Annotated in this window: 20 protein-coding genes; 6 read left to right on the forward strand and 14 right to left on the reverse strand. The window is 68.8% G+C overall.

Translation table 11 applies throughout. The annotated features are described in order from the left end of the window. Nucleotides 1–134: 134 nt before the first annotated feature. Both murU and BLS50_RS11020 read right to left on the reverse strand, forming a co-directional pair. Nucleotides 135–857 carry an N-acetylmuramate alpha-1-phosphate uridylyltransferase MurU gene (gene murU / locus BLS50_RS11015; RefSeq protein ID WP_074802211.1) on the reverse strand — a complete coding sequence of 241 codons (723 nt, stop codon included), beginning with the start codon at nt 855–857 and terminating at the stop codon, nt 135–137. 25 nt (nt 858–882) lie between these two features. Further along, nucleotides 883–1,932, reverse strand: coding sequence for an aminoglycoside phosphotransferase family protein (locus tag BLS50_RS11020; protein WP_027811447.1), 1,050 nt, complete (start codon nt 1,930–1,932; stop codon nt 883–885). Nucleotides 1,933–2,153: 221 nt separating this feature from the next. On the opposite strand from BLS50_RS11020, the gene BLS50_RS11025 reads away from it, so the two are divergent. Genes BLS50_RS11025 through rsmA form a run of 4 tightly spaced genes read left to right on the forward strand, consistent with a single transcriptional unit; the run spans nt 2,154 to nt 7,799 of the window. Next, nucleotides 2,154–4,514 carry an LPS-assembly protein LptD gene (locus BLS50_RS11025; RefSeq protein WP_011546173.1) on the forward strand — a complete coding sequence of 787 codons (2,361 nt, stop codon included), beginning with the start codon at nt 2,154–2,156 and terminating at the stop codon, nt 4,512–4,514. Nucleotides 4,515–4,565: 51 nt separating this feature from the next. Then, the gene (locus tag BLS50_RS11030) at nt 4,566–5,924 is read left to right on the forward strand and encodes a peptidylprolyl isomerase (protein ID WP_011546172.1); all 1,359 of its coding nucleotides are present in this window, start codon (nt 4,566–4,568) and stop codon (nt 5,922–5,924) included. 10 nt (nt 5,925–5,934) lie between these two features. Continuing rightward, nucleotides 5,935–6,924: a 4-hydroxythreonine-4-phosphate dehydrogenase PdxA gene (gene pdxA / locus BLS50_RS11035; protein WP_074802212.1), complete on the forward strand. Its 990-nt coding sequence runs from the start codon at nt 5,935–5,937 to the stop codon at nt 6,922–6,924. Between the two features lie 47 nt (nt 6,925–6,971). After that, nucleotides 6,972–7,799, forward strand: a complete 828-nt coding sequence (gene rsmA / locus BLS50_RS11040; protein ID WP_011546170.1) for a 16S rRNA (adenine(1518)-N(6)/adenine(1519)-N(6))-dimethyltransferase RsmA — start codon at nt 6,972–6,974, stop codon at nt 7,797–7,799. Between the two features lie 95 nt (nt 7,800–7,894). On the opposite strand, the gene BLS50_RS11045 is transcribed toward rsmA, so the two are convergent. Continuing rightward, on the reverse strand, nt 7,895–8,830 hold the full coding sequence (locus BLS50_RS11045) for a DMT family transporter (protein WP_074802213.1): 936 nt from the start codon (nt 8,828–8,830) through the stop codon (nt 7,895–7,897). A gap of 345 nt (nt 8,831–9,175) precedes the next feature. Between BLS50_RS11045 and gloA the strand changes: the two genes are divergently transcribed. Further along, complete coding sequence (gene gloA / locus BLS50_RS11050) at nt 9,176–9,559, forward strand: lactoylglutathione lyase (protein WP_006477863.1); 384 nt, start codon at nt 9,176–9,178, stop codon at nt 9,557–9,559. Nucleotides 9,560–9,667: 108 nt separating this feature from the next. Here the strand turns inward: gloA and BLS50_RS11055 are convergent, their stop codons facing one another. The 5 genes from BLS50_RS11055 to glyQ are packed head-to-tail and all read right to left on the reverse strand — an operon-like array spanning nt 9,668 to nt 15,109. Next, a complete protein-coding gene (locus BLS50_RS11055; protein ID WP_006477864.1) occupies nt 9,668–10,555 on the reverse strand; it encodes a M48 family metallopeptidase in 888 nt (295 codons plus the stop codon). A 45-nt stretch (nt 10,556–10,600) separates the two neighbouring features. Beyond that, the gene (locus tag BLS50_RS11060; RefSeq protein ID WP_006477865.1) at nt 10,601–11,365 is read right to left on the reverse strand and encodes a lysophospholipid acyltransferase family protein; all 765 of its coding nucleotides are present in this window, start codon (nt 11,363–11,365) and stop codon (nt 10,601–10,603) included. A gap of 43 nt (nt 11,366–11,408) precedes the next feature. Then, nucleotides 11,409–11,972: a D-glycero-beta-D-manno-heptose 1,7-bisphosphate 7-phosphatase gene (gene gmhB / locus BLS50_RS11065; RefSeq protein ID WP_006477866.1), complete on the reverse strand. Its 564-nt coding sequence runs from the start codon at nt 11,970–11,972 to the stop codon at nt 11,409–11,411. 10 nt (nt 11,973–11,982) lie between these two features. Then, complete coding sequence (glyS, locus tag BLS50_RS11070; protein ID WP_006477867.1) at nt 11,983–14,082, reverse strand: glycine--tRNA ligase subunit beta; 2,100 nt, start codon at nt 14,080–14,082, stop codon at nt 11,983–11,985. A 22-nt stretch (nt 14,083–14,104) separates the two neighbouring features. Further along, nucleotides 14,105–15,109 carry a glycine--tRNA ligase subunit alpha gene (gene glyQ, locus BLS50_RS11075; protein WP_006477868.1) on the reverse strand — a complete coding sequence of 335 codons (1,005 nt, stop codon included), beginning with the start codon at nt 15,107–15,109 and terminating at the stop codon, nt 14,105–14,107. 283 nt (nt 15,110–15,392) lie between these two features. Here glyQ and BLS50_RS11080 point away from each other — a divergent pair, with 283 nt between their 5' ends. Next, nucleotides 15,393–17,066 (forward strand): hypothetical protein, encoded by a 1,674-nt coding sequence (locus tag BLS50_RS11080; RefSeq protein WP_074802793.1) that lies wholly within the window; start codon nt 15,393–15,395, stop codon nt 17,064–17,066. 54 nt (nt 17,067–17,120) lie between these two features. On the opposite strand, the gene lnt is transcribed toward BLS50_RS11080, so the two are convergent. From lnt to BLS50_RS11105, 6 genes are all read right to left on the reverse strand, one after another. Continuing rightward, entirely contained in the window at nt 17,121–18,824 is a 1,704-nt protein-coding gene (gene lnt / locus BLS50_RS11085; RefSeq protein ID WP_074802214.1) for an apolipoprotein N-acyltransferase, read from the reverse strand. A gap of 52 nt (nt 18,825–18,876) precedes the next feature. Beyond that, complete coding sequence (locus tag BLS50_RS11090; RefSeq protein WP_006477871.1) at nt 18,877–19,764, reverse strand: HlyC/CorC family transporter; 888 nt, start codon at nt 19,762–19,764, stop codon at nt 18,877–18,879. 297 nt (nt 19,765–20,061) lie between these two features. Further along, nucleotides 20,062–20,211: a hypothetical protein gene (locus tag BLS50_RS35895; RefSeq protein WP_171984331.1), complete on the reverse strand. Its 150-nt coding sequence runs from the start codon at nt 20,209–20,211 to the stop codon at nt 20,062–20,064. A gap of 88 nt (nt 20,212–20,299) precedes the next feature. Beyond that, complete coding sequence (locus tag BLS50_RS11095; RefSeq protein WP_011546161.1) at nt 20,300–20,932, reverse strand: gamma-glutamylcyclotransferase; 633 nt, start codon at nt 20,930–20,932, stop codon at nt 20,300–20,302. A gap of 12 nt (nt 20,933–20,944) precedes the next feature. Next, nucleotides 20,945–21,721, reverse strand: coding sequence for an rRNA maturation RNase YbeY (ybeY, locus tag BLS50_RS11100; protein ID WP_074802215.1), 777 nt, complete (start codon nt 21,719–21,721; stop codon nt 20,945–20,947). A gap of 154 nt (nt 21,722–21,875) precedes the next feature. Further along, the gene (locus BLS50_RS11105; protein ID WP_074802216.1) at nt 21,876–22,922 is read right to left on the reverse strand and encodes a PhoH family protein; all 1,047 of its coding nucleotides are present in this window, start codon (nt 22,920–22,922) and stop codon (nt 21,876–21,878) included. Between the last annotated feature and the right edge of the window lie 24 nt (nt 22,923–22,946).

Consider the following 22,946-nt stretch of genomic DNA (forward strand, 5'->3'; position numbering starts at 1 on the left):
GCCGGGTGAGCCGGCGGAGCGTTTCCGGCATTCGCTCCGGAACGGTTCGCGGCTGGTGGACCGCGCGCCGTCAGTGGCCTGTCAGCCCATCGGCCGCCACGACGCCGGGGGACCGGCGCTCGGCCACGAGACGATCAGCCCGCGGCGGCGCGCAGGCGCGCGTCGAGCTCGCCGAGCTGTGCGGGCGTACCGACGTTCTCCCAGATACCTTCGTACAGTTCGCCGGTTGCCAGTCCGGCCTCGATCGTCGTCTTGAAGTAGGGCGCCAGCGGGCGGTGCGTGCCGGGCACGATGTCGCGGAACATCCGCGTGTCGTATACGCCGATGCTGCCGAAGGTGACACGTTCGCTGCCATCGAGCGACAGGCACCCGTCGCCACCGAGCACGAAATCGCCCGTCGGATGAAACGGCGGGTTCGGCACCATCACGAGATGCATCGCCGGCGTGTCGAGCGCGGCCATCCGGGCGGCGCGCGGCGCGAGCGTCCGGTAGTCGAATGCGCAGTACACGTCGCCGGCAACCGCCGCGAACACGGCCGGCCGCCCGTCGCGCTCGATGAGCGGCAGCGCCTGCGCGATGCCGCCCGCGGTCTCCAGCGCGTCGCCTTCGGCCGAATACGCGAGCCGTACGCCCCAGCGCGAGCCGTCGCCGAGCGCCGCCTCGATCTGCTCGCCGAGCCACGCGTGGTTGATCACGATCGTCTCGATGCCCGCCCGCGCGAGCGCCTCGATCTGCCACACGATCAGCGGCTTGCCGCCGACTTCGAGCAGCGGTTTCGGGCGGGTGTCGGTCAGCGGGCGCATCCGCTCGCCGCGTCCGGCGGCGAAGATCATCGCCGTGGTCAGGGTAGTGCTCATGTTCGACTGGGGGGCGTGAGGACGGTCAGAACGTATAGCCGACGTCGGCCGGTGCGTTGCCCTCGAGCTCGTCGAGCAGCTTCGCGAACGGCACGAGCGGGCGATAGCGCAGCGCGACCTTGCGCGCATAGGTCAGGAAGCGCGGCAGGTCGTTCAGGTAATGCGGCTTGCCGTCGCGATAGTTGATGCGCGCGAACAGGCCGAGAATCTTGATATGGCGCTGCAGCCCCATCCATTCGAGCTGGCGGTAGAACTCGCCGAAATCCGGATCGACCGGCAGGCCGGCCTTTTTCGCCTTTTCCCAGTAATACGCGAAGCAGTCGAGCTCGAACTCCTCGTCCCAGCTGATGAAGGCGTCGCGCAGCAGCGACACGACGTCGTACGTCAGCGGTCCGTACACGGCGTCCTGGAAGTCGAGCACGCCCGGGTTCGGCTCGCAGACCATCAGGTTACGCGGCATGAAGTCGCGCAGCATGAAGCCTTGCGGCTGCGCGTGCGCGCTCGCGACCAGCAGCGCGAAGGTGCGGTCGAGCGTGCCGCGCATCGCGTCGGTGACCGGCTTGCCGAGGTGGCGGCCGACGAACCATTCGGGCAGCAGCTCCATTTCGCGGCGCAGGAACGCTTCGTCGAACGGCGGCAGCACGTCGGGCTTCGACGTGAGCTGGAAGCGGATCAGCGCATCGAGCGCGGCGCGCATCAGCGGCCGTGCGGCGGCCGGGTCGGCCGGATCGAGCACCGAGATGTACGACGTGCGGCCGAGGTCGGTCACCAGCATGAAGCCCGCGTCGAAATCGTGGGCCAGCACGTCCGGCACGTGGTCGCCGGCCGCGGCGAGCAACTGCGCGACCTGGACGAACTCGCGGCACTTTTCGGGCGGCGGCGCATCGACCGCGATCAGCGTGCCGCCGGGGCTCGCGGCCGACGCGACGCGGAAATAGCGGCGGAAACTGGCGTCCGACGAGGCGGGCGCGAGGGTCGACAGGTCGAGGGCGTAGCGCTCGGCGAGCGGGTGCAGCCACGCGGTGAGCGCGTCGAGGCGGGCGTCGGGCTGGGATGCGGCGGATGGGGGCGTCATGAAACTCGGCGGAGGGGGGAACGTCTTGCCATATAATACCCCACGACTTTTTTGACGCGCCCCGCGTCAGCTTCCGCCGTGCAGGCCCGCCGCCTGTCGCGCCGTCCGCCCGATCGCCTCCCCGGTTTGCGAAGAGCCGCAGTCGCGGCTCGACGGCGCGGCCGCCGCGCGCGAGGTGCCGTGCAGGCGCGGTTGACAAGGGGCGATTCGCCAAACGATAGATGCCGCCCAAACCGCTATTCCCGAATGTTTTCCCCGGTGACGGGGCGCCGCGCAAACGGCGGCTCGCGCTCGCGCTCCTGGCCGTGCCCGGCCTCGTGCCGGCCGTGTCGTATGCGCAGCTGTCGGGCGCGGCTGCGCAGCCGCAGCCGCTCGACTCGCCGTGGGATCTGCGTCTCGCGCCCCAGCTCGAGGATCATCCGCTGAAGGACGGCGCGAAGCCGGCCGCCTTCGTGATCGCCGACCATACGAGCGGCACCGCCGAGCAGGATCTCGCCGCGAAGGGCTCGGCCGAGCTGCGGCGCGGCGACGCCGTCGTGAAGGCCGACGCGATCCACTACGATCAGGATACCGACATGGCCGATGCGTACGGCCAGGTCAAGGTGATCAATGGCGGCACGTCGTTCGCCGGCCCCGAGGCGCACCTGAAGATCGAGGCGAACCAGGGCTTCATGACCGCGCCGAAGTATCACTTCAACGTGACGGGCGGGTCGGGCAGCGCGGAGCGTGTCGACATGGTCGACAACGAGCGCTCGGTGTTCGTCAACGGCACGTACACGGCGTGCCAGTGCTCGACGAACCCCGCGTGGTACATCAAGGGCAGCCGCTTCGATTTCGATACGGGCGCCGACGAAGGCACCGCGCGCAACGGCGTGCTGTTCTTCCAGGGCGTGCCGATCTTCGCGAGCCCGTGGATGACGTTCCCGCTGTCGGGCGAGCGGCGCAGCGGCCTGCTGCCGCCGACGTTCTCGATGAACTCGAGCAACGGCTTCGAGCTGTCGCTGCCGTACTATTTCAACATCGCGCCGAACCGCGACCTGACGCTCACGCCGCGCATCATCTCGCGGCGCGGCGTGATGACCGAAGCGACGTTCCGCTATCTGTCGCCGTCGTATTCGGGCACGTTTACGGCCAATTACCTGCCGGATGACCGGCTCGCGCACCGCAACCGCTACGCGATCTACTGGCAGCACCAGCAGAACTTCGGCGGCGGCTTCGGCGGCTACGTCTATTACAACAAGGTCTCGGACAACACGTATCCCGAAGACCTCGGCTCGGCGAACCAGTTCATCAACGGGACGCAGACGCTGTACCAGCAGGAAGCGGGCCTCACGTACAACAACGGGCCGTGGTCGGTGCTCGCGCGCTACCAGCACTGGCAGACGCTGCCGCCGTCGATCGCGCCGTACAGCCGCGAGCCGCAGTTGAACGTGAAGTACACGAAGTACAACGTCGGCGGGTTCGACTTCGGCGCGGAAGCCGACTATTCGCGGTTCCGCATCACGACCGCCGATGCGACCGAAGGCGACCGGATCGTCTTCAACCCGTACATCTCGTACGGCGTGTACGGCCCCGGCTACTTCGTCGTGCCGAAGGTCCAGTACCACTTCGCGTCGTACGACCTGAACTACCTGTCGTCGACCACGCCGAACAGCCCGAAGCGCTTCACCGAGTCGATCCCGACCGTGACCTTCGACACCGGCCTGATCTTCGATCGCTCGGTGCGCCTGTTCGGCCAGGATTTCATCCAGACCCTCGAGCCGCGCCTGTACTACGTGTACACGCCGTATCGCGACCAGTCGAACGCGCCGCTGTTCGACACCGCGGAATCGGACTTCGGCCTCGCTGAGATCTACCAGCCGAACACGTTCGTCGGTAACGACCGGATCGCCGATGCGAACCGGATCACGGCCGGCCTCACGTCGCGCTTCATCGATCCGCGCACCGGCGACGAGCGCGCGCGCTTCGTGATCGCGCAGCAGTACTACTTCGCCGATCAGCGCGTCACGCTGAACCCCGGGCAGGCCGCCGTGCTGGCGCGCCACTCCGACCTGATCGTCGGCGCCGCGCTGAAGCTCGGCTCGGGCTTCATGTCCGAGACGGCATTCCAGTACAACCAGAACAACAACCAGCTCGTGAAGTCGAGCGTCGGTTTCGGCTACAGCCCGGGCGAGCGCCGCGTGATCAACGTCGGCTACCGCTATACGCGAGCGAACACCACGCTCGACAACCAGCCGATCAACCAGTTCCTGGTGTCCGCGCAATGGCCGCTCACGCGCCGCCTGTATGCGATCGGCCGTTTCAACTACGACCTCGCCGGAGATCGCGTGGTCGACGGTCTGGTCGGCTTACAATACGACGCGGATTGCTGGGCGCTCGGGGTCGGGGTGCAGCGGGCCGCGAACGGCATCAATTCGTCGGGACAGCAGAACTCGTCGACGCGATTCATGATGCAGCTGACGCTCAAGGGCTTGTCGACCGTCGACAACGGCCTCGTGTCCGCATTCCGCGCCGGGGTGCCGGGCTACACGCCGTTGCCGCCGCCGCCGCCGCCGATGTCCCGCTTCAGCAACTACGAGTAACGCCGGCATGTCTGCACCGGTCAGCACGATTTCAATGGAGTTCCAGTGGCAATGAAGAAAACCCTTCGTTTCGCGGCAGTCGTGTCCAGCCTCGCCGCGTCCGCCGCGCTGCTCGTCGCCGCGCCGGCCGCGGCGCAGGCGCTCGGTTCGCAAGGTGCGCAGCTCGCCGACGAAGTCGTCGCGGTCGTCAACAACGACGTGATCACGGGCCGCGAACTCGACCAGCGCGTCGGCCTGATCGCGCGCCGGCTGCAGCAGCAGAACGCGCCGGTGCCGCCGGCCGACCAGCTGCGCGCGCAGGTGCTGAACCAGATGGTGCTCGAACGTATCCAGGTGCAGAAGGCCAAGGACGACGGAATCCGTATCGACGACGCGACCGTGCAGGCCACGCTGCAGCGTCTCGCGCAGGCGAACGGGATGACGCTCGACCAGTACCGCGGGCGCCTCGAGGCGCAAGGCGTGCCCTGGAGCATCTTCACGAACGACGCGCGTACCGAGCTGATGCTGTCGAAGCTGCGCGAGCGCGAGGTCGACGGCAAGATCACGGTGTCGGACGCCGAGGTCGCGAACTACATCGCGAGCCAGCGCGGGCCGAACGCGTCGCAGCAGCAGGACCTGCGCTTCCAGCACATCTTCATCAAGGCGCCCACCAACGCGCCGCAGGCCGACATCGAGGCCGCGCAGAAGAAGGCCGACGCGCTGCTGCAGCAGGCGAAGTCGGGCGCCGATTTCGAGCGCCTTGCGAAGAACAATTCCGAAGCGAACGACGCGAAGAAGGGCGGCGATCTCGGCTTCAAGTCGCCGAGCGCGCTGCCGGCCGACGTCGTCGATGCCGCGTCGAAGCTGCGCCCGGGCCAGGTCAACCCGACGCTGATCCGCGTGCCGGACGGCTTCGAGATCGTGCGCCTCGTCGATCGCCGCCAGAGCCAGGGCGCGAGCGCGGCGGCGCCGAAGATCGTCCAGACGCACGTGCGCCATATCCTGCTGCGCGTCGGCGAAGGCAAGTCCGAAGGCCAGGCGCGCCAGCAACTGGTCGACATCCGCAACCAGGTCGAGGCCGGCGGCGATTTCGCGAAGTTCGCGCGCACCTATTCGCAGGACGGTTCCGCGTCGCAGGGCGGCGATCTCGGCTGGATCAGCCCGGGCGAGACCGTGCCGGAATTCGAGCGCGCGATGAACAACCTGCAGGACGGCCAGATCAGCCAGCCGATTCGTACCGAATACGGCTACCACCTGATCCAGGTGTTGAACCGACGCGAGGCGGAAGGGTCGGTACAGCAGCAGATGGACATCGCCCGTCAGGCGATCGGCCAGCGCAAGGCCGAGCAGGCGTATGCCGACTGGCTGCGCGAGCTGCGCGACTCGTCGTACGTGCAGTACAAGATCGGCGGCGTCGGCCCGGCGAACTGAGCGAGCATCAATGACCACGCCCGCGCTGCAGATCGCGATCACGACCGGCGAACCCGCGGGAGTCGGCCCGGAGCTGACCGTGCAGGCGCTGCGTGACGCCGCGCAGCGCTGGCCCGACGCGCATTTCACCGTACTCGGCGATGCGGCGCTGCTCGACGTGCGGGCCGCGGCGGTCGGCGCCGACCCGGCCACGCTGGCCGGCGGCGCGCAGGTGTCGGTCGCGCATCACGCGCTGGCCGTGCCCGCGCAGGCGGGCAAGCTGGACGCGGCGAACGGCCGGTACGTGCTCGGCCTGCTCGACGCGGCGATCGACGGCGCGCTGGCGGGCCGGTACGACGCGATCGTCACCGCGCCGCTGCAGAAAAGCACGATCAACGATGCGGGCGTGCCGTTCACCGGTCATACCGAATACCTGGCCGAGCGCACGCATACGCCGCGCGTCGTGATGATGCTGGCCGGCACCGGCCACCGGTCGCTGCGTGTCGCTCTCGCGACCACGCACCTGCCGCTGAAGGACGTATCGGCCGCGCTGACGATCGACGGGCTCGTCGAGACGCTCGCGATCATCGATCGCGACCTGCGGCGCGACTTCGGTCTCGCCGCACCGCGCATCCTCGTGACGGGCCTGAACCCGCACGCGGGCGAGAACGGTTATCTCGGCCGCGAGGAGATCGACGTGATCTCGCCGGCACTGGCCCGCGCGAACGCGCAACACATCGATGCGCGCGGCCCGTATCCGGCCGACACGCTGTTCCAGCCGCGCCATCTGGCCGATGCCGATTGCGTACTCGCGATGTTCCATGACCAGGGTCTGCCCGTGTTGAAGTACGCGACGTTCGGCGAGGGCATCAACGTGACGCTCGGGCTGCCGATCATCCGCACCTCGGTCGATCACGGCACCGCACTCGATCTGGCCGGCACGGGCCGCGCGGATCCGGGCAGCATGATCGCCGCGCTCGATACGGCCGTCACGATGGCGCGCCATCGCCGCGCAGCCTGACGCTGCCGGTTTACCCCATTCGTCGTATTTTTCGTTTCATTCAGTCGATGTCGAACAGCAGACAGCACCAAGGCCATTTCGCGCGCAAGCGCTTCGGGCAGAACTTCCTCGTCGATCACGGCGTGATCGACTCGATCGTCGCGACGATCGGCCCCGCGCGCGGCCAGCGGATGGTCGAGATCGGCCCGGGGCTCGGCGCGCTGACCGGGCCGCTGATCGAGCGTCTCGCGACGCCCGAGTCGCCGCTGCACGCGGTCGAGCTCGACCGCGACCTGATCGGGCGCCTGCAGCAACGCTTCGGCGCGCTGCTGGAGCTGCACGCGGGCGACGCGCTCGCGTTCGACTTCCGGTCGCTCGCGGCGCCGGGCGACAAGCCGTCGCTGCGGATCGTCGGCAACCTGCCGTACAACATTTCCAGCCCGCTGCTGTTTCACCTGATGACGTTCGCCGATGCGGTCATCGACCAGCATTTCATGCTGCAGAACGAAGTCGTCGAGCGGATGGTCGCGGAGCCGGGCACGAAGGCGTTTTCGCGGCTGTCGGTGATGCTGCAGTACCGCTACGTGATGGAAAAGATGCTCGATGTGCCGCCGGAATCGTTCCAGCCGCCGCCGAAGGTCGATTCGGCGATCGTCCGGATGATTCCGTACGAGCCGCACGAACTGCCGGACGTCGATCCGGTACTGCTCGGCGAAATCGTCACGGCCGCGTTCTCGCAGCGTCGCAAGATGCTGCGCAATACGCTCGGCGACTACCGCGAGACGATCGATTTCGATGCGCTCGGCTTCGATCTCGCGCGCCGGGCGGAGGACGTGAGCGTGGCCGAATACGTGGGCGTCGCGCAGGCGCTGGCGGCGCTGCGCAAGGCCGGATGACGGACGCGCGTGGCGCGAGCCACCCCACCGGCCGTATCGAAGAGGGCTGCCCGACCGGCAGCCTTTTTTATTTCCCGCGCGTGTTGCGCTGGCCGTCACGCCCGCCGGCGCGGCGGCGCGTTGACGAGCGCGATGCCGATCAGCACGAGCGCGGCCGCCGACATGAAGCGCCAGCCGACCGATTCGCCGAGCAGCAGCACGCCGAACGCGACGCCGAACAGCGGCGACAGGAACGTGAAGACGGACAGCCGGGACGCGCTGTAGCGCGTCAGCAGCCAGAACCACGACAGGTAGCTGACGAACGCGACGATCACCGACTGGTAAGCGAGGCTCGCCAGCGCGAGCGGCGTGACCTGCGCGAACGACATCTGGCCGCACAGCGCGGCGAGCGCGACCAGTACGAGCGCTGATACCGCGAGCTGGTAGAACAGCGTCTTGCTCGCGCTGGCCCGCGCGAGCGCCGTCGCGCGCACGACGACCGTCGTCGCGGCCCACATCGCGCCGCCGAGGATGCCGAGCGCGTCGCCGGCGAGCCCGGCCAGCACGGACGCGCCGGGCATGCGCGGCTTCAGGAAGCCGTCCGCGAACGCGAGCGCGATGCCGGCGAATGCGAGGCCGACGCCGCCCCATTGCGCGCGCTGCAGCCGCTCGCCCGGTGCGAACAGGTGCAGGCCGAGCGCGGTGAAGCACGGCGCCGTGTACAGGAAGATCGCCATGTGCGACGCGCTCGTCAGCGTCAGCCCGAAGAACACGCAGATGAATTCGCCGGCGAACAGCGCCCCGGCCGCGAGCCCCGCGCCGAACGTGCCGTCCGCCTGAAACAGCGGCGTGCCGCGCGAGCGCGCCCAGCCCCATAGCAGCAGCGCGGCGATCGCCGAGCGCAGCCCGGCCTGGAACATCGGCGCGATCGCGGCGTTCGTGCTTTTGATCGCGACCTGCTGGAAGCCCCAGATCGCGCACAGCAGCAACATCAGGCCGACGGCGCGTGTATCGAGGGTGCGGCGCATGGGGGCGGCGGCAAGCGCGGTCATCGGCGCGCCTCGGGCGGGCATGGCGGCAACGAGGTAGGGCGGGCGGCGCGTCCGGCGCGCTCGAATCGGCGGTTTCGCACGGCAGTGTGGCGGCAACGAAGAGAGGGTGGTCGCGGTCGGGCGGCGGCTCGCATGCCCGATTTTGGTGCGAAGTGGAGGGATGTTACCTGATCGGGGCGGTGATCGGGCGAGCCGGATCGTGCCGTTTTCGCCGCTGCACTCTTGCTCGCGCCGGTGCAGCCGACACGCTGCATCGGCTGCGCCCCCGGCTAGGCGCCCCCGGCGAGATTCACCCGACTCCGGTAGAATTTCCGGTTCTGGAAAGTCCCCACAGGAGTACAACACATGCGTTTGCTGCATACGATGCTGCGAGTCGGCGATCTCGACCGCTCGATCAAGTTCTATACCGAATTGCTCGGCATGAAGCTGCTGCGCCGCGAGGATTATCCGGAAGGCAAGTTCACGCTCGCGTTCGTCGGCTACGAAGACGAGAGCACGGGCACCGTGATCGAGCTGACCCACAACTGGGAGACGCCGTCCTACGATCTCGGCAACGGCTTCGGCCATCTGGCGGTGGCGGTCGACGATGCGTACGCGGCCTGCGAGAAGATCAAGGCGCAAGGCGGCAAGGTCACGCGCGAGGCGGGCCCGATGAAGCACGGCACGACCGTGATCGCGTTCGTCGAGGATCCGGACGGCTACAAGATCGAGTTCATCCAGAAGAAGTAAGCGCCGGACGAACCGGGCCGCGGCATGCGACGTACGCCGCGGCAGCGAAAAAGGGCGATGCGGGATAATCCGCATCGCCCTTTTTCGTTGACGCCGAAGCCGTGCGCGTCAAAGCGACGGCAGCAGCTCGGGCGGGTGATGCTTGAGCGTGTGCCGCGCTTCGCGGAACTCGGGGAAGATCGATTCGACGGTCTGCCAGAAGGCCGGGCTGTGGTTCATCTCGCGCAGGTGCGACAGCTCGTGCGCGACGACGTAGTCGATGATCGACATCGGGAAATGAATCAGCCGCCAGTTCAGGCGGATCTTGCCGTCGCTCGAGCAGCTGCCCCAGCGCGTCGCGGCCGACGACAGCGCATACATCGAATACGTGACGCCGAGCTTTTCCGCGTAGACCACGAGGCGTTCGCCGAAGATGCGTTTCGCTTCGCCCTGCAGCCAGCCCTGCACGCGATCCTTGATCTGCTGCATGTCGGCCTGCACGGGCAGCGGCAGCGACAGCCGCAACGCATCGGCGTCGAACGCGACGGCGCCCGCGCCGAGCGCGATCGTCACCGTCTTGCCGAGATACGGCAGTTGCGCGCCGTCGCGCCAGTCGATTTGCGGCAGCGCGCGCTGCTCGGTGCGCGTCTTCCACTCCGCGAGCTTCGCGAAGATCCAGCGTTGTTTCTCGGCGATCGCCGCTTCGATATCGGCGAGCGTGACCCAGCGCGGCGCGGTGATCGACAGCCCACTGCCGTCGATCGTGAAGCCGATCGTGCGGCGCGCCGAGCGCTTCAGCCGGTATTCGAGCACGCGGCTGTCGAGCGCGAACGTGCGCACGCGCGAGCGATCGGGGGCCCGGCCCGGATCGAGCGGCGCGGCGGGGGCGGCTTCGGGCGGTGCCGGCGGGGCGGCAGGCGCCGACGGCGCAGCGGCCGGCCCGTCGAAGAGCGGCAGATCCATCTGGCGATGATCGAGGGCCACGACGGCAGGCCGTGGCCGCGGACGCTGTTTCATCAGTTCGCTTCTTTTTGTCGTACGCAACGGCTGCAATCCGGGGCGTCAGGCGCGCGCGGCATCGCGGGTGCCGGCGTTGCCCGCCTGACGATACGCATCGGGATCGATGCGGCGCATTTCCGCTTCGATCCACGCTTCGACCTGCGAGTTCAATGCGTCGGGCGTCAGCCCTTCGCTCGCGATCGGCTTGCCGATCGACACCGTGACGACGCCCGGGAATTTCGTGAACGAGTTGCGCGGCCACACACGACCTGCATTGTGCGCGATCGGCACGACCGGCGTGCCGGTTTCGATCGCGAAGCGCGCGCCGCCCGTCTTGTACTTGCCCTGCTTGCCGACCGGCGTGCGCGTGCCTTCGGGGAACATGATCATCCATGCGCCTTCCGACAGGCGCTTCTTGCCCTGGCGGATCACCGACGCGAACGCGTTCTTGCCTTCCTTGCGATTGATGTTGACCATGTGCAGCAGTCCGAGCGCCCAGCCGAAGAACGGCACGTACAGCAGCTCGCGCTTGAACACATAGCACAGCGGCTTGGGCATCAGCGCCGGAAACGCGAGCGTCTCCCACGCGGACTGGTGCTTCGACAGCAGCACGGCCGGGCCGTCGGGCAGGTTCTCGAACCCTTCGATCCGGTAGCGGATGCCGTTCAGCCAGCGCACGACCCACAGCGTCGACTTGCACCAGCCGGCCGCCATCCAGTAGCGCGCGTCGGGGCGCATGAACGGGAACGCGATGAAACACGCGGTGGCGTACGGCACCGTGTACAGGATGAAGTAGATCAGCAGCAGCAGGGAGCGGACGAAGCGCATCGGCGTGAGTCTGGCGTTGGGGAGGATGCGCGCGGCAGCCGCATCACTCGTGTTCGTGTGAAAGAAAATCGAGCGCAAACGCGCGCAGATCGTCGTGGACCTTCGTGCCGTCCGGCAGATTACCCGCGGCGAGCGTCTTCTTGCCCTTGCCGGTCAGCACGAGGTGGGGCTGGAAGCCGACCGCGACGCCGGCTTGCAGGTCGCGCAGCGAATCGCCGACGACCGGCGTGTGATCGGGATCGATCTCGAAGCGCTCGGCGATCATCTGCATCATGCCCGGTTTCGGCTTGCGGCAGTCGCAATGATCCTCGGCCGTGTGCGGGCAGAAGAACACCGCGTCGATGCGCGCGCCGACCGCGGCCGCCGCGCGATGCATTTTCAGGTGCATCTCGTTGAGCGCGGCCATGTCGAACAGCCCGCGACCGATGCCGGACTGGTTGGTCGCGACGACCACGCGGTAGCCCGCGTGGTTGAGCCGGGCGATCGCTTCGAAGCTGCCGGGCAGCGCGATCCATTCGTCGGGCGTCTTGATGAACGCATCCGAATCGACGTTGATCACGCCGTCCCGGTCGAGGACGACGAGCTTTCGGTTGGGGCTGGTCGGCATCGTGCGGCCCTTATGCGGCGAGCTTCGAGATGTCGGCGACGCAGTTCATCTGCTGGTGCAGCGCGGACAGCAGCGCGAGACGGTTCGCGCGCAGGGCCGGATCTTCCGCGTTGACCATCACGTCGTTGAAGAACGTGTCGACCGGCGCGCGCAGCGCGGCGAGCGCCGACAGCGCGCCCGTGTACGCACGCGCCTCGAGCTGCGATTGCACGTGCGGCGTGACGGCCGCGAGCTGTTCGTGCAGCGCCTTCTCGGCGGCCTCGACGAGCAGCGTCGGCTGTACCGCGCCGTTCGCGCCGCCTTCCGACTTCTTCAGGATGTTCGAGATCCGCTTGTTCGCGGCCGCGAGTGCTTCGGCTTCCGCGAGGCGCGTGAATTCGCGCACCGCGTCGAGGCGCGCGACGAGATCGTCGATGCGCGTCGGGTTCAGGCTCAGCACCGCGTCGATTTCACCGGCCGAATAGCCGCGCTCGCGCAGCAGCCCGCGCAGGCGATCCATGAAGAACGCGAAGATCGCGTCCGTCGACTCGGCGACGCCCGGCACGCCAGCAAAGCGTGCGTGGGCCGTGCGCAGCAGCGACACGAGATCGAGCGGCAACTGCTTTTCGAGCAGCAGGCGCAGCACGCCGAGCGCGTGACGGCGCAGCGCGAACGGGTCCTTCTCGCCGGTCGGCGCGAGGCCGATACCCCAGATGCCGACGATCGTTTCGAGCTTGTCCGCGAGCGCGACGGCGGTCGACACCGGCGTGGTCGGCAGTGCGTCGCCGGAGAAGCGCGGCTGGTAGTGCTCGGCGCATGCGAGCGCGACGTCGTCGGCTTCGCCGTCGTGGCGCGCGTAGTACGTGCCCATCGTGCCCTGTAGTTCCGGGAATTCGCCGACCATGTCGGTCAGCAGGTCGGCCTTCGCGAGACGCGCGGCGCGCTTCGCGTGCGCGGTGTCGGCGCCGATCGCCGGGGCGATCTCGCCGGCCAGCGCCTCGAGGCGCTCGACGCGGGCGAGCGCCGAACCGAGTTTGTTGTGATAGACGACGTTCGCGAGCTGCGGCACGCGGTCGGCGAGCGGCTTCTTCTTGTCCTGCTCGAAGAAGAACTTCGCATCGGCGAGGCGCGGGCGCACGACGCGCTCGTTGCCTTCGATGATCTCGCCCGGCGTTTTCGTCTCGATGTTCGACACGATCAGGAAGCGCGAGCGCAGCTTGCCGGCGACGTCGGTCAGCGCGAAATACTTCTGGTTCGTCTGCATCGTGAGGATCAGGCATTCCTGCGGCACCTGCAGGAATTCGTCCTCGAAGCGGCACGGGTAGACGACCGGCCATTCGACCAGCGACGTGACTTCGTCGAGCAGCGACTCGGGCATCACGACCGTGTCGCCGTTCGCATGTTCGTTCAGCTGCGTGCGGATCGTTTCGCGGCGATCGGCGAAGTGCGCGATCACGCGGCCCTTGTCGCGCAGCGTGTCGGCATACGCGCGGGCATGCTGGATCGCGACCAGGCCGTCGGACAGGAAGCGGTGGCCGAGCGTGGTGTCGCCGGCATCGACGCCGAACGCGGTGACGGGCACGACGCGGTCGTCGTGCAGCACCGTCAGGCGATGCACCGGGCGCACGAACTTCACGTCCGAGCCGTCGGGGCGCTGGTACGTCATGAATTTCGGGATCGGCAGCTTCGCGAGCGCTTCGTCGAGCGCGGCCTGCAGGCCGTCGGCGAGCGTGGCGCCGGCCGCCGAGTAGTTGATGAAGAACGCTTCGGCCTTGCCGTCCTGCGCACGCTCGAGATCGGCGATCGACGCATTCGGATGGCCGAGCGCCGCGAGCTTCTTCGCGAGCGGGGCCGTCGGCTTGCCTTCCGCGTCGAGCGCGACCGACACGGGCAGGACCTTTTCGCGGACCTGTTTGTCAGGGGCGACGGCGCGCACGTTCTGCACGACGACCGCGAGGCGGCGCGGCGTGGCGTAGCGCTCGAACACGAGTTCGCCTTCGATGAGGTCGCGCGCCGCGAGGCGTTGCGCGATGCCTTCGGCGAATGCGTCGCCAAGGCGCGCGAGGGCCTTCGGCGGCAGCTCTTCGGTCAGCAGTTCGACGAGCAGGGGGGCGGGATGATTGTGCGTCATGGTTGGATTGAATCTCGTCTCGTCAGTCCTGATCGATCTTGCGTTCGACCTTGAGCGGCGGCGCCCATGCCGGCTGCGCGGCGTCCTGGGCGTCGGTGGTGAGGCCCGGCACGCCCGGCGGGTTGCCGAGCATCGGGAAGCCGAGCTTCTCGCGCGAGTCGTAGTAAGCCTGCGCGACGAGACGCGACAGCGCGCGGATGCGGCCGATGTACGCCGCCCGCTCGGTGACCGAGATCGCGCCGCGCGCGTCGAGCAGGTTGAACGTGTGGCCGGCCTTCAGCACGAGCTCGTACGCGGGCAGCGCGAGCTGCGCGTCGATCATCTTCTTCGCTTCCGCTTCGTAGCTGTTGAAGAACGTGAACAGCAGGTCGACGTTCGCGTGCTCGAAGTTGTAGGTCGACTGCTCGACCTCGTTCTGGTGGTACACGTCGCCATACGACAGGCGGCGCAGCTCGGGGCCGTTCGGGCCTTGCTCTTCCCACTCGGTCCACACGAGGTCGTACACGTTCTCGACCTTCTGCAGGTACATCGCGAGGCGCTCGAGGCCGTACGTGATCTCGCCGAGCACCGGCTTGCATTCGAGGCCGCCGACTTCCTGGAAATACGTGAACTGCGTGACTTCCATCCCGTTCAGCCACACTTCCCAGCCGAGCCCCCACGCGCCGAGCGTCGGGTTTTCCCAGTCGTCCTCGACGAAGCGCACGTCGTTCTGCTTCAGGTCGAAGCCGAGCGCCTCGAGCGAGCCGAGGTACAGGTCGAGGATGTTTTCCGGCGCCGGCTTGAGCACGACCTGGTACTGGTAGTAGTGCTGCAGGCGGTTCGGGTTTTCGCCGTAGCGGCCGTCCTTCGGGCGGCGCGACGGCTGCACGTACGCGGCGCGCCACGGCTCGGGGCCGACCGCGCGCAGGAACGTGTGGACGTGCGACGTGCCCGCGCCGACTTCCATGTCGATGGGCTGGAGCAGGGCGCAACCCTGCTTGTCCCAGTAGGACTGCAGCGTCAGGATGATTTGCTGAAACGTAAGCATGAAGAGCCTTCGTGGCGCTGGCGCTCCGTTGCGGACGGCGCTCCGGGCGGGCCCGGAGGGTCGGCTCGCGCGGCGGCGCGGCTTGTTAGTGTGCTGAAACGCGTAATTTTACCGGATCGGCGACCGGATGCGGCCGGAAGGCGGATGCGGGCACCGCCGCACCGGTCCGGCGGCCTGCGCGTACGTGCGCGGCGCCCATGCCGCGGCGCGTCGCGCGGGCGGTAAGATGCGCGTATTGCGGCGCGCCACGCGTGCCGCGTCACCGCTTGCCGACGCCGACTGCATGGACGACCCGAACGACATCCTGATTCCGCTGCTTCCTCCGTTTCTCGCACTGCTCGGGCAGGCCGCCGACGCGCAGGCGCGCGGCGAGCGCGCCGCGCACGATCTGTGGCTGGCCGCTGCGGCCCATCTGCATGCGGTCGATGCCGATGCGCTGGTGCGGCTCACGACGGCGCTCGTCGCGCGGCAGCGCCCGGCCGACGCGCTCGCGCTCGCCGAATGCGCGGTGCGCGTGCAGCCGGGCGCGGCCACGCACTTCAACCACGGTTACGCGCTGCAGATGGCCGGCCGTCACGCGGATGCGGTCGCGCCGTACCGCGCGGCGCTCGCGATCGATGCCGGCTGGCCGTCGCTGCGCAACAACCTCGCGATCGCGCTGCGCTTGTCGGGCGCGGATCGCGCGGAAGAAATCGCGCTGCTCGACGCGGCCGTGAAGCACGATCCGCGGGACGTGCAGGCATGGATCAACCTCGTCGTCGCGCGGATCGCGACGCACGATCTGGACGCTGCGCTCGCGTGCGCAGCGCGGCTCGCCGACCTCGCGCCCGACAACGCGCTCGCGATGAACAACGTCGCGATGGCGATGAAGGAGGCGCAGCGCTGGGACGAGGCCGAGCGCCATGCAGCGTGCGCATGCGAGCTGGCGCCCGACGATGCGTCGTTCCGCTTCAATCTCGCGATCATCCAGCTCGTGCGCGGCAACCACGCGGCCGGCTGGCGCGGCCACGAGGCGCGCTGGGACGGCGCGGGCGAGTTGCGCGGCCGCCGGCCGGCGTTGCCGGGCCCGCGCTGGCAGGGCGAGCCGCTCGCCGGCAAGACGCTGCTGGTGTGGGGCGAGCAGGGGCTCGGCGACGTGCTGCAGTTCTGCCGCTTCGTCGTGCCGCTCGCCGAGCGCGTGCATCGCGAGGGCGGCCGGCTCGCGTGGAATACGTTTCCGGCGCTCGGTACGCTGATGCAGCGCAGCCTCGGTGCGCACGCGGACGTGTTCGGCGCGGGCGGCGGCATCGATGCGTTGCCGGCATTCGATTACGAAGTGCCGCTGATCGGCCTGCCGCTGATGCTCGGCATGGAGGCGTCGACGCTCGCCGCCTCGGTGCCGTACCTGCGGGCCGAACCGGGCGCACGCGACGCGTGGCGCGCGCGGCTCGCCCGCGACGGCCGGCTTAAGGTCGGGCTCGTGTGGACGGGCAGTGCGGGCCACCAGCGCAATCCGTTCCGGCGCGTCGGGCTCGAGCGTTATGCCGACGCGTTCCGAGGCATCGATGGCGTCACGTTCTATTCGCTGCAGCCGGGTGCGGATGCCGATGTCGCCGCCGCGCGCGCGGCCGGTTTCGCGATCGAGGACTACACGGCCGAATTGACGAGTTTCGACGATACGGCCGCGTTCATCGGCGCGCTGGATCTCGTGATTACCGTGTGCACGTCGGTCGCGCATCTGGCCGGCGCGCTCGGCGCGCGCACCTGGGTGCTGCTCGACGTGAATCCGCACTGGCCGTGGCTGCTCGAGCGCCGGGACAGCCCGTGGTATCCGACCGCGACGTTGTACCGGCAGCCGACGTTCGGCGCGTGGGCGCCGGTGATGGAGGAAGTGAGCCGCGATCTGCGGCGCGTCGCCGCGCAGCCGGAGCAACTGGACCAACTGGACCAACTGGACCAATCGGACCGGCAGGCCTGAGCGGCCGGCCGGTTGGCGGTCACGGGCAGCCGCGCGTGGCGGCGGCCCGCTGCGTCATTTCGCTGCGTCGCCGCCGCGCTGCTTCCGGCCATTGCGCCGGCGCAGCCCGGGCCCGAACGTGAAGCCGAACGCGAGCAGTACCAGCGACACCGCGAGCACGATGTTGTTGCCGCTCGTCACGTACGGCGTAAAGCCGCTCGTGCCTTCGATCCGCACGTCGAGCGAGCCGATCGTGAACGGCTTCAACTGGCCGAGCACGCGCCCGTGCGCGTCGATCGCGGCCGTCATCCCGGTATTGGTCGAGCGCAGCATCGGCCGGCCGGTTTCGAGCGAGCGCATCCGCGCGATCTGCAGGTGCTGGTCGAGCGCGATCGTGTCGCCGAACCACGCGAGGTTCGTCACGTTGACGAGCACGCCGGGCGGCTGCGGGTTGTCGCGGATCGTCGCGGCGATTTCCTCGCCGAACAAGTCCTCGTAGCAGATATCGGCCATCACCGGCTGGTTGTGCACGAGGAACGGCTTTTGCACCGGCGCACCGCGCGCGAAGTCGCCGAGCGGCATTTTCATCAGGTTGACGAACCACCGGAAGCCCCACGGGATGAATTCGCCGAAGGGCACGAGGTGGTGCTTGTCGTAGTGATAGATGTCGCGCGAATTCGGCGTCACGCCGTACAGGCTGTTCGTGTAGTCGACGTAGTGGCCGTCCTCGGTCACCGACGCGCCGACCGCGCCGAACAGCACGGCCGAACCGGTCGTGTCGCTGAACTTGCGGATCGCGACGGCGAACGGCTCGGGCAACTCCTGGATCATCACCGCGATCGCGGTCTCGGGCGTGACGATCAGGTCGGCCGGCTTCTCGACGATCATCTGCTGGTACATCTTGATCGCCGCGTCGATGCCTTCCTGCTCGAACTTGATGTCCTGCTTCACGTTGCCTTGCAGCAGCCGCACGGTGAGCGGGGCGTTCGCGGGCACCGTCCACGTGACCTGCGACAGCCCGACGCCGGCCGCGACCAGCGCGACGGCGATGCCGGCCGGCGCGGCGATGCGCACGCGGGCGTTGCCGCCCGGTGCGCCGGCGCCACTGTCACGCCCCGGCGACGGGCGCGCGGCGGCGAGCGCCTGCACGACCAGCGCGGCGAACAGCGCGAGCACCCACGCGATCCCGTACACGCCGACGACCGGCGCAAAGCCCGCGAACGGGCCGTCGACCTGCGGGTAGCCGCTGCCGAGCCACGGAAAGCCGGTGAACACGGTGCCGCGCAGCCATTCGCCGAGCGCCCACGCGCTCGCGAATGCAAACGCGCCGTGCCAGGTCGGCGAGAACGGCCGCGGGTCGGGCTCGCGGCGGTGCCACGCATGGCCCGCGCAGAACGACCACAGCCCGGCCGAGAACGCCGGGTACAGCGACAGGTACAGCGAGAACAGCACGAGCGCGCCGCCCGCGAGCGGCGCGGCCATCTCGCCGTACACGTGCATGCTGATGTAGAGCCACCAGACGCCGGTGATGAAGTTGCCGAAGCCGAACGCGCCACCGGTGAGCGCGGCGCCGCGCCAGCTCGACGTGCGCGTCAGCTGTGCGAAAAACCAGACGAATACGACGAGTTGCAGCCAGCCGCCATGCGGCGTGGGCGCGAAGCTGAGCGTATTGGCCGCGCCGGCGAGCAGCGCGGCCGGATAGTGCCAGCGCGGCAGCGCGCGGCCGGGCGCCGGCGCGAGAAGGCCGCCAGCCGGGCGGGACGGGATCGGATCGTCCATGTGAAGCGGAAGAGGGCGAGCGGTTGAAGGAGGCGCGGCTGGCGCGGAGCGGTCAGTCTTCGTGCGAGGTTTCGGCGCGACGGCTGGCGAGCGGGTTGCGGCGCACCAGCAGCACATGAACCTGGCGCGCATCGCCGCGCTGGATTTCGAACACGAGGTTGCCGAGCTGCAGCTTCTCGCCGCGGTGCGGCACGCGTCCGAAATGATGGGTGATCAGCCCGCCGATCGTGTCGACTTCGTCGTCGGGGAAATCGGTGCCGAACACCTCGTTGAACTGCTCGATCTCGGTGAGCGCGCGCACGCGGTAACGGCCGTCCGGCCCCGAGATGATGTTGCCGGCTTCCTCGTCGAAGTCGTATTCGTCCTCGATGTCGCCGACGATCTGTTCGAGCACGTCCTCGATCGTGATCAGGCCCGCGACGCCGCCGTATTCGTCGACGACGATCGCCAGGTGGTTGCGGTTCACACGGAAGTCGTGCAGCAGCACGTTCAGGCGCTTCGATTCCGGAATGAACACGGCCGGGCGCAGCATCCCGCGCACGTCGAACTCTTCCTCGGCGTAGAAGCGCAGCAGATCCTTCGCGAGCAGCACGCCGATCACGTTGTCGCGGTTCTCCTCGAACACGGGATAGCGCGAGTGCGCCTTTTCGAGGACGAACGGGATGAAATCCTCGGGCTTGTCGGCGATGTTGATCGCGTCCATCTGCGCGCGCGGCACCATGATGTCGCGCGCGCACAGATCGGAGACCTGGAACACGCCTTCGATCATCGACAGCGAATCGGCGTCGATCAGGTTGCGTTCGTGGGCGTCCTGGAGGATTTCCAGCAGCTCGCCGCGGGATTCGGGCTCGGGCGAGATGAAGTCGGTCAGGCGCTCGAGCAGCGAGCGCTTTTCTTGCGGTTTGTCGGTTGGCTTACGACTGGGATACGAATCGTTCATGGTGGTGCGCCCGGGTCATGCCGGAGCGCGCGGTCACGGAGTAGGCAAGGATACACCAAGGGCACGACGCGACCGTGTCACCCCGGCCGCACGGCCAGGATGGGCGGCTCGCGCGGGCCCCGCTCGCGGACGGCCGCGCCGGGCGCGGCGTCGTCTTCGGGTCCATCCTATCGCAGAAAGGGTCGGCGGGGCATGGCGGCCAAAAAACGCTGGCGGGAAGCGCGGCGCGGCCCGACGCGGGAAATCGGTCGTGACGGCGGCATTCTGCCGCAGGCGGGCGCCCGCCTCACGCGCCGCTCAGAACCGCATGCCGGCCGAGCAGCCGCCGGCAGCCGCGCCGTTGGTGGCTGCGCCGCCGCAGCCGAGTATGCCGCAGCCGGACAGCGCGACGCTCGCGGCGACGAGCAGCGCGGCGATCCTGCAACGCGACCAGCGTGACGGTTTCATCGGGTGTGCCCTCGTGCGGATGCGCGGGATGCGCTGGCTGAGCGGTGTCGCATGACGGCGGGCCGCGCGTCGTGCGGGATCAGCGGGATCACCGGCATCGCGCCAGCAGCCCTTCCAGCGCGCGGTCGGGGATGCCGCTCGCGCGCAGCGCGTCGACCGTGCGGCTCACGTAGTCGAGCGTCGTGCCGTAGCGGCCGGCCGCGCAGCCGAACACTTCCTTCACGACGGGGTCGGGCAGCTTGCCCGTATAGGTCGGTGCGTCGCGGCGCATCACAAACGCGAGCGCGTTCACGCGTTCGCCGGTCTCGAGCGAGCACGGCAGCCAAGCAGGCCGGTACGAGCCCATCGGCATCTCGCGTTTCCACAATGTCTCGAGATGCGGCTGCGCGGTCGGGCCGGAGAGCCGGAATGCGATGCCCGAGCACGAGCCGCCGCGATCGAGCGCGAGCACGAGGCCCGGCCGTTCGGGGGTGCCGCGGTTCACGCGCGACCACAGGTAGAGCCCGCGGTGATAGCCGTGCACCTTGCCGCGCACGGCGGCGACGGTCGGCAGCCCGGGGTTCCAGATCAGCGAGCCATAGCCGAACAGCCAGAGATCTTGCTGGCCGTCCCAGTCGCGCATCGTATGCGCGAGCGACGCCGCGAGCTCGTCTTCCGTCAGCAGACGGCCTTCGCCGATCGACGGCGGGTAGGCGGGCGGCAGCATCGCGGCGTTACGCATCGGGCGGACGGCTTACTGGTACGGGTTCGGGAAACCCAGTTTCGCGAGGATGTCGACTTCGAGCGCTTCCATTTCGGTCGCGTCCTCGTCGCTCGTCTCGTGGTCGTAGCCCTGCGCGTGCAGCGCGCCGTGCACCAGCAGGTGCGCGTAATGGGCCGCGAGCGGCTTGCCCTGGTCGTGCGCTTCCTTCTCGACCACCGGGCAGCACAGCACGAGGTCGCCGATCACGGTGCCGTCGGGCGCCGCGTCGTACGCGAAGGTCAGCACGTTGGTCGGATAGTCCTTGTGGCGGTAGCCGGCATTCAGCGTCCGGCCTTCGTTTTCGCCGACGAAGCGCACGGTGAGCTGCGCGCTCGCGAACAGCGCCGGCTCGATCCACTCGGCGATCAGCTTGCGCTTCGGCAGCGTCTTGCGCACGTCGCTCGTGATCTCGTCGCCGTACTGCACGGACAGGTCGAGCTCCAGCGCGCGCGGCTCGTCTTCGGGGTCGTCCTCGCGCGGCGCGAATTCGGCGCCGACGTGCAGCGTCACGCTGTCGTAGTGCTCGGGCTGCAGCGCGAGCTTCGCGCGCATCGCCGGATCGTTGTGCTGCGCGACGATCGCGACGGCCGCGTCGCCCGAGCTGCCCGACAGGTCGAACATCAGGCTGCGGCCGTCCGGGAAGTCGATCCGCAGCCCTTGTGCGTTGACGGTGCGGGCTTTGCCCTTCGCGTCGAACAGCGAAAGGCGGGGGGATTCGGGCGCGGCGGACGGGGCGCGGCCGGACTTGCGGGAACGGGAGGATTTCATGACGCGTACGGCGATTGGGACGCGTTGAGGATACACCAAACGGCCGATCGCGCCCGAATTCGGACCGGCTGTCCCCGGGCGAAAAAAAGCCCGGCGCGCCGTCTGGCGGGCCGGGCCGGGAGGCTGCGGGCTGCGCGCAGGCGCCGCCCGCCGCTCAGCCGTCCTGATGCTGCGCGTGGAATTCGTCGTACGCCTCGACGATGCGCGCGACCAGCGGATGGCGCACCACGTCCGCGCTTGTGAAGCGCGTGAGCGCGATGCCGCGCACGCCGCCGAGCACCTGCTGCGCCTCGACGAGGCCGCTCTTGTGGCCGCGCGGCAGGTCGACCTGGCTCGTGTCGCCGGTCACGACCGCCTTCGAGCCGAAGCCGATCCGCGTGAGGAACATCTTCATCTGCTCGGGCGTCGTGTTCTGCGCCTCGTCGAGGATGATGAACGCGTGGTTCAGCGTGCGGCCGCGCATGTACGCGAGCGGAGCGATCTCGATCATCTGGCGCTCGAACATCTTGGCCGTCTTGTCGAAGCCGAGCAGGTCGTACAGCGCGTCGTACAGCGGCCGCAGGTACGGGTCGACCTTCTGCGCGAGATCGCCCGGCAGGAAGCCGAGCCGCTCGCCGGCCTCGACGGCCGGGCGCGTCAGCACGATCCGCTTGACCTGGTCGCGCTCGAGCGCATCGACCGCGCACGCGACCGCGAGGTAGGTCTTGCCGGTGCCGGCCGGCCCGATGCCGAACGTCACGTCGTGCTGCAGGATCTGCTTCAGGTATTCGCGCTGGGCGGGCGTGCGGCCGCGCAGGTCGGCGCGCCGCGTATAGAGCTTCGGCCCCGGCTCCTCGTCCGGCTCGCTGGCGTCGAGCTGCGCGACGGGTTCGTCGAACGGATGATCGGGGTCGCCGCGAAAGCGCACGTCGACCGTGTCCTGGCGGCCGTTGCCGGCCGTGTGGCGCACTTCGACCAGCGCGAGCTGGATGTCGTCGACCGACAGCGGATCGCGCGCGCGGTTGTAGAAGTTTTCGAGCGCCGCGAGCGCGAGCTTGGCGCCGCGCCCGCGGATCGTGATCCGGTGGCCGCGCCGCGCGAGCGTGACGTCGAGCGCCTGTTCGATCTGCCGCAGGTTCTCGTCGAGCGGGCCGCAGAGGTTGGCGAGGCGCGCGTTGTCGTCGCGCGGGGCGGTGAATTCCAGTGCTTGGACGGTCTTCAAAGTAGCGTCGGGCTCCTGTCGGGC

It is taken from the genome of Burkholderia orbicola, assembly GCF_900100915.1.
Taxonomy (GTDB): domain Bacteria; phylum Pseudomonadota; class Gammaproteobacteria; order Burkholderiales; family Burkholderiaceae; genus Burkholderia; species Burkholderia orbicola.